Consider the following 6408-nt stretch of genomic DNA (forward strand, 5'->3'; position numbering starts at 1 on the left):
GTTCATGCCCATGCCGAGCTCGATGCGCTGCCCACCTTGACGCGAAGGATCTGCCGTTTGCACCGGCGCCATGATCTGTGGATCCCGGCCGTGAATCTGGCCAACATCCTGCCCGGCCAGACGCACGGACGTGCTGACAGCCGGAGTCCATAAACGTGCAGCCCACGCCGTCAGGCGCTGCTGATCACCAAGGCGATAGTCCTCGCTGTTGTCCTTGAGGTGCCAAAGTCCAGTCCATTGCGCACCCCAGCTCCAATTGTCGAACCTTCGCGTGACAGTCAAACCGAGCATGGGATCCGTCGTGCCGCTACCTAGCTGCATCGGATAGGGAAGTCGAAGCACGGGTTGCATGCCGTTCGGCGCAAGCACCTGGCCCTTTTCATCGACCGAGCCTGTAGGCAACGAGACGCCAATATTGGCGTGCCATTTGCCCATCCCGTTTTCGCCAAGTCCTATCAGCGCCGACAGGCTGCTATCCGCAAACCCGCTGGTTGAAGTATCAAAATTACCGAGAACACTGGTTCCCATGCCACCCGAATAGGTACGGTGCTTCATTTGCCTGTCAACGTAGTTGACCATTGCCATCAGGGTCACGCGATCGGTTAACCCGTACATCGCGCCGAACATGCTCATGTCCATCTGCATGTCGAGCGGAACCACCCTCAAGGTGGGTGGCATGCCAGGCATGCCCGCAAACGGATTGGCCTGCGTGGTAACGATTGCATCGGGAGAAATGTCGTCGGTTCCAATCCGGTTTCCCGACATGTCCATATGCATGTAGCGGTAGGAAATCATCCATTCGCCTGCGCGATGCAGGTGATCGCCCATAACGCCGATCGGGGCGTGGCTGTCCGCGCGCACGGGACCCGCTTCATCATGTTCATGATCGGCACGCGCAGTAGTGAAATTCAGGGCAAGCGCAAGCGCTGCCGCCAGTTGCAGTTTCATGTGTGATCCTTTTTTGCCGCATCGAATAGTCGATGCACCGAAGTTGCAGCCAGCTCAATGACTGCACATTGTTCAGCTCGGTGACAGGATTGCCGGCGGACCCCGCGCCTCGTAGTAGCGAATCGACGAAAGCACCGCCGATGTGGCGCGAGACACTGCATTCAGGGCTGCAGGCAACCATGCCAGCAGCAATGTGAATGACTGAACCGTATCTGCACCGGAATGAACGGTAAACGCACAGTAGCCGTCGCCGTGCTCGTGGCCCGGACCTGGCACGTCTTTCGAGGTCTCATGCAAACCATGGTGTGCATGGTGGTCATGCTGCACCGGGAATAGCAGCTCAACCTGGCGGGGCGTCAATCCGCTCGGACACAGTGCCAGGTATTCCCCGACGCCGGGCATGGTGCCGGGCGCAAACGGAAGGCGCAGTACAATGGCGAGCAGTGCCAGCCAAGGCAGACCCGCTTTGCAAAGTTGCCGAAGGCTATGGGAAAGTCCGCTGGAGACGCGAGTAGTCACCCTCCGCAGCGGTACTTGCACGCCGCACCCGCGTTCGCCGCGGACAGGATGGCTACGCGGAGTGGCCCCATCGCGCGAAGACTAGACGCCGAAAGCCCGATTGCACCAGTCAAACAACGGACCCCAGGTCAATCCAAGCACGATCAAGGCGAGGCCGTTGAGCGAGATTACCCAGCGCATCGGCACATCTTCAGGCAAGGCCAGCTTCCCCGTGTCCGCAGCCGTGTCGAAGTACATGACCTTGACCACGCGCAGATAGTAGTAAATGCCAATGATCGCGAACACGATCGCCACAATCGCCAGCCACAGAAAGCCTGCGTCGATGGCCGCCTTGAGCACGAGCAATTTGGCGAAAAACCCGAACAACGGTGGCACGCCGGCCAGAGAGAACATCGCGATCGCCATGATTCCGGCATACCACGGGCTGCGCTGGTTCAGGCCCTTGAAGTCGTCGATTTCCTCGCACTCGAATCCGGCGCGAGCGAGCAAGGCAATCATGCCGAAGGCAACCGCTGCAGTCAGCGCATAGCTGATCGCGTAGAACATTGCCGCCGAAAAGCCCTCGGGTGTGGCTCCGACGAATCCAAGCAACAGGAAGCCCACGTGTGAAATCGTCGAATAGGCGAGCATGCGCTTGATGTTGCTTTGCGCGATCGCTAACAGATTGCCGATCGCCAGCGAAAACACCGATAGGATGGCCAACATCAGGGTCCAATGTTCGCTGAGACCGCCGAGTCCGCCCTCGAGCAGGCGATAGGCAAGACCGAACGCAGCGAGTTTCGGTGCCGAACCGATGAACACGGTGACCGCTGTCGGCGCGCCCTGGTACACGTCGGGCAGCCACATGTGGAACGGAGCCGCTCCGAGCTTGAAGGCGATGCCGCAAACGAGGAAGACCAGGCCGAAAGCCAGCCAACCCGGATGCTCTACTTGTCCGATTGATGCACTGATGCTTGCCAGGTCCAGCGTGCCGGTCGCGCCATAGATCATCGACATGCCGTAGAGCAGCAATCCCGAGGCCAGCGCGCCCAGCACGAAATACTTGATGGCAGCTTCAGCGGAGACTGCCGAATCCCGGTTCAATGCCACCAGCGCGTACGAGGACAGCGCCAGCAATTCCAGGCCCAGGTAGGCGGTGATCAGGCTGCCGGCGGATACCAGCAGCATCATGCCGAAGGTCGCAAAGAGGACAAGCAGATAGAACTCGCCGATCAGCAGCTTTCGTTCGCGCATGTAGTTGCGGCCGTAAACCAGGGACAGACCGCTCATGAGAACAATGAACTGCTTGAGCACGACGCTGATGCCATCGTGCAGGAACATACCATTGAATGCGGTGGTCGCCTGCCCTGCTTCCGGCGCACCACGCCAGATGAATACTGCTGTCACCGCCAGCGCCGCGATCGACATCCAGTGGGTGATATCACGCTGGGAAGGCTTGATGAACAAGTCGACCAGCAGGATCACGCAAGTGGCCCCAAGCAAGACCAGCTCGGGCAGGATGGCGATCAGATCGGCGAAATTGAATTGGATCATCTTGGGAGTCTCAGGCCTTGCTCAGCATCATTGCGTTGACTATCTGCAACACGGAGCTGTCCATCAGGTCGGTCAGCGGCTTGGGGTAGATGCCGACTGCGAGTACGGCTACGGCAAAGGATCCAAGAACGATCCATTCACGCGCATCAAGATCCTTGAACTTGGCCACCTTCGGGTTGGTCACCTCGCCGAAGATCACGCGCTTGACCAGCCACAAAGTGTAGGCCGCACCAATGATCAGGGTGAATGCAGCAACCGCGGCAATCCAGAAGTTGTCCTGGAATGCAGCGAGGATGACCATGAACTCACCCACGAAACCGCTGGTTCCCGGCAAGCCGCAGTTGGCCATCGCAAAGAGCACGAAGAAGGCGGCATAGCACGGCATCACGTTGGCGACGCCGCCGTAATCCCGGATCATGCGCGAATGCAGGCGGTCGTACAGAACGCCAATGCACGAGAACATGGCTCCGGAAACGAAGCCGTGCGAGATCATCTGCACCATTGCGCCTTGCAAGCCGAGGCGCGCAGCCTCCGGATTGTCGTGGACGCGCACCAATGACAGCACGATGAAGATGCCCAGGGTAACGAATGCCATGTGCGCGATCGACGAATAGGCGATCAGCTTCTTCATGTCGTCCTGAACGAGGGCGACATAGCCGATGTAGACGACCGCAACCAGCGACATTGCAATGACGACCCAGGCATATTCCTGCGAGGCGTCTGGCGTAATCGGCAGCGAGAAGCGGATGAAGCCGTAGCCACCCACCTTCAGCATGATCGCGGCCAGGATGACCGAACCGCCTGTCGGTGCTTCGACGTGGGCATCCGGCAACCATGTATGCACCGGCCACATCGGCACCTTGATCGCGAATGCAATCAGGAATGCGAAGAACAACCAGGCCTGCTCCGTCGTACCCAATGGTACGTTGGCGAAGGCCTCCAGGGAGAACTCACCGGTCTTCATGTGCAGGTAGATCAGGCCGATCAGCATGAAGATCGAGCCGAGGAAGGTGTAGATGAAGAACTTCAGCGTCGCATAGACGCGACGCGGCCCACCCCAGACACCGATGATGATGAACATCGGAATCAGCATCGCCTCGAAGAAAACATAGAACAGCAGGGCATCGGTGGCAGCGAACACCCCAATCAGCATGCCCTCGAGTGCAAGCATTGCGGCCATGTATTGCGACACGCGCTTGTCGATCGGTCCCCAGGAACCAATGACCACGAGCACGCTGGTGAACGTGGTCAACACGATCAGGGCGACCGAGATGCCATCTGCACCCAGTGCATAGAACACCTTCAATGCATCGATCCAGGAATGCGATTCAACGAACTGCATGCCACCGGCCTGGGCGTCGTACCCAAGGTAGAGCGGAATGCTGGCAATCAGGGTCGCCAGCGCAACCAGCACGCTGAGCCAGCGCGCCACGCGCGGATCGCGTCCCAGGGCAAGCACGAGCACGGCGCCGATGATCGGCAACCAGATCAGCACGCTGAGTAGAGGCCATTGAGCCATGATGGTCGTCATTCCCCGTAATCAGGCGGCAATTCGCGTGAACAACCACCATGATCCGCCAAGTAGCAGGATCAGGCCGAGGATCATCGCGAACGCATAGTGGTAGAGATAGCCGGACTGGACCCGGCGAACGATCGCCGACAGCTGGTCGACCAGACTGGCGGAACCGTCGATGGCGGCATCGATCAGGCCGGCGTCACCGCCGCGCCACAGGCCGCGTCCGAGTTTGATGCCGCCGCGTGCGAACACCGCCTGGTAGATGTTGTCGATCCAGTACTTGTTCGACAGCACGTTGTAGACCGGTCGCAATGCAGACTGCGCCTTGTCGGCGATTCCAGGATTGAACAGCCAGATATAGGTGGCGGTAACGAATCCGGCGACGGCGACCCAGAACGGCGGTTGCGTAAGCCCGTGCAGGACGAATGCCAATGCTCCGTGGTATCCCTTGCCGACCTCGGCGAGTACGTCGTTGGCCTCGCGCACGAAAATCGCATTGCCGAAATAGTCGCCGAACAGCATCGGGCCGATGGTCAGTCCGCCGATCAGGATCGAAGGAATGGCAAGCTGCATCAGCGGCACGGTAACGACCCACGGCGATTCGTGCGGTGCATGCGCGAGATGGCCAGGTTCATGGTGAGCATGGTCGTCGTGACCGTGATGCTGTTTAAACGGATCGACCGTGAACCGCTCCTTGCCGTGAAACGTCATGTAGAGCAGGCGGAAGCTGTAGAGCGCGGTGACAAAAACTCCGACGAGCACGCAAAAATACGCGTAACCGGCTCCTGTGCGGGTCGATGCGTGGACCGCTTCGATGATCGCGTCCTTGGAGAAGAACCCGGCAAAGAACGGCGCTCCGGCGAGGGCCAGCGAGCCAATCCACATCGTCATCCAGGTAATCGGCATGTACTTGCGCAGGCCGCCCATGTGGCGCATGTCCTGCTCGTGGTGCATGGCGACGATGACCGAGCCGGCACCCAGAAACAGCAAGGCCTTGAAGAAGGCATGTGTCATCAGATGGAAGACGCCGGCGGAATAGGCCGATACGCCGAGCGCAACGGTCATGTAGCCAAGCTGGGACAGCGTCGAGTAGGCGACTACGCGTTTGATGTCGTTCTGCACGATGCCGATCAGGCCGGTAAACAGCGCCGTGGTGGCACCGATGATCAGGACGAATGTCAGTGCGGCTTCGCTGAGTTCGAACAACGGCGACATGCGCGCGACCATGAAGATGCCGGCCGTCACCATTGTCGCCGCATGGATCAACGCCGAAATCGGAGTTGGGCCTTCCATCGAATCCGGAAGCCAGACATGCAGCGGAACCTGTGCCGACTTGCCCATCGCGCCGATGAACAGGCAGACGCAGACAATCGTTGCGACGTGCCATGGGTGGCCGGCGATCAGCTCAACCGAACGCGCACCCATGTCCACGGCGGGATCCTGCGCGTAGGCAAATACGGTGGCGTAATCGAGCGAGCCACCGAACCACATCAGAACGCCGGCGATTCCGAGCAGGAAGCCGAAGTCGCCGACACGGTTCACGAGAAACGCCTTCATGTTCGCGAAGATCGCACTCGGTCGCTTGAACCAGAATCCGATCAGCAGGTAGGAGACCAGACCGACTGCTTCCCAGCCGAAGAACAGCTGCAGGAAATTGTTGCTCATCACCAGCATGAGCATCGAGAAGGTGAACAGCGCGATATAGCTGAAGAAGCGCTGATAGCCATCGTCCTCGGCCATGTAGCCGATCGTGTAGACATGCACCATCAGCGACACGAAGGTAACCACGACCATCATCATCGCGGTAAGGCGATCAATCAGAAAACCGATATGGGCACTTGTGCTGCCAACCTCGAACCAGGTGTAGATGTTCTCGTTGAATACCTGGGCAC

Annotated in this window: 5 protein-coding genes; all 5 read right to left on the bottom strand. The window is 59.2% G+C overall.

The genetic code is table 11. The features are described 5' to 3' along the window. Window positions 1-948 (bottom strand): hypothetical protein (locus tag WBP53_RS07565; protein WP_423927521.1); only part of this gene is annotated, 948 nt, incomplete at its 3' end. A gap of 72 nt (window positions 949-1020) precedes the next feature. Then, window positions 1021-1350, bottom strand: coding sequence for a hypothetical protein (locus WBP53_RS07570; protein ID WP_423927523.1), 330 nt, complete (start codon window positions 1348-1350; stop codon window positions 1021-1023). Between the two features lie 198 nt (window positions 1351-1548). Beyond that, a complete protein-coding gene (gene nuoN / locus WBP53_RS07575; RefSeq protein ID WP_423927525.1) occupies window positions 1549-3000 on the bottom strand; it encodes an NADH-quinone oxidoreductase subunit NuoN in 1452 nt (483 codons plus the stop codon). A 10-nt stretch (window positions 3001-3010) separates the two neighbouring features. Next, complete coding sequence (locus WBP53_RS07580) at window positions 3011-4519, bottom strand: NADH-quinone oxidoreductase subunit M (protein WP_423927529.1); 1509 nt, start codon at window positions 4517-4519, stop codon at window positions 3011-3013. A gap of 21 nt (window positions 4520-4540) precedes the next feature. Continuing rightward, on the bottom strand, window positions 4541-6408 hold a 1868-nt coding region (gene nuoL, locus WBP53_RS07585; RefSeq protein WP_423927527.1), incomplete at its 5' end, for an NADH-quinone oxidoreductase subunit L.

The sequence above is a fragment of the Dokdonella sp. genome (genome assembly GCF_049593775.1).
Taxonomy (GTDB): domain Bacteria; phylum Pseudomonadota; class Gammaproteobacteria; order Xanthomonadales; family Rhodanobacteraceae; genus Dokdonella.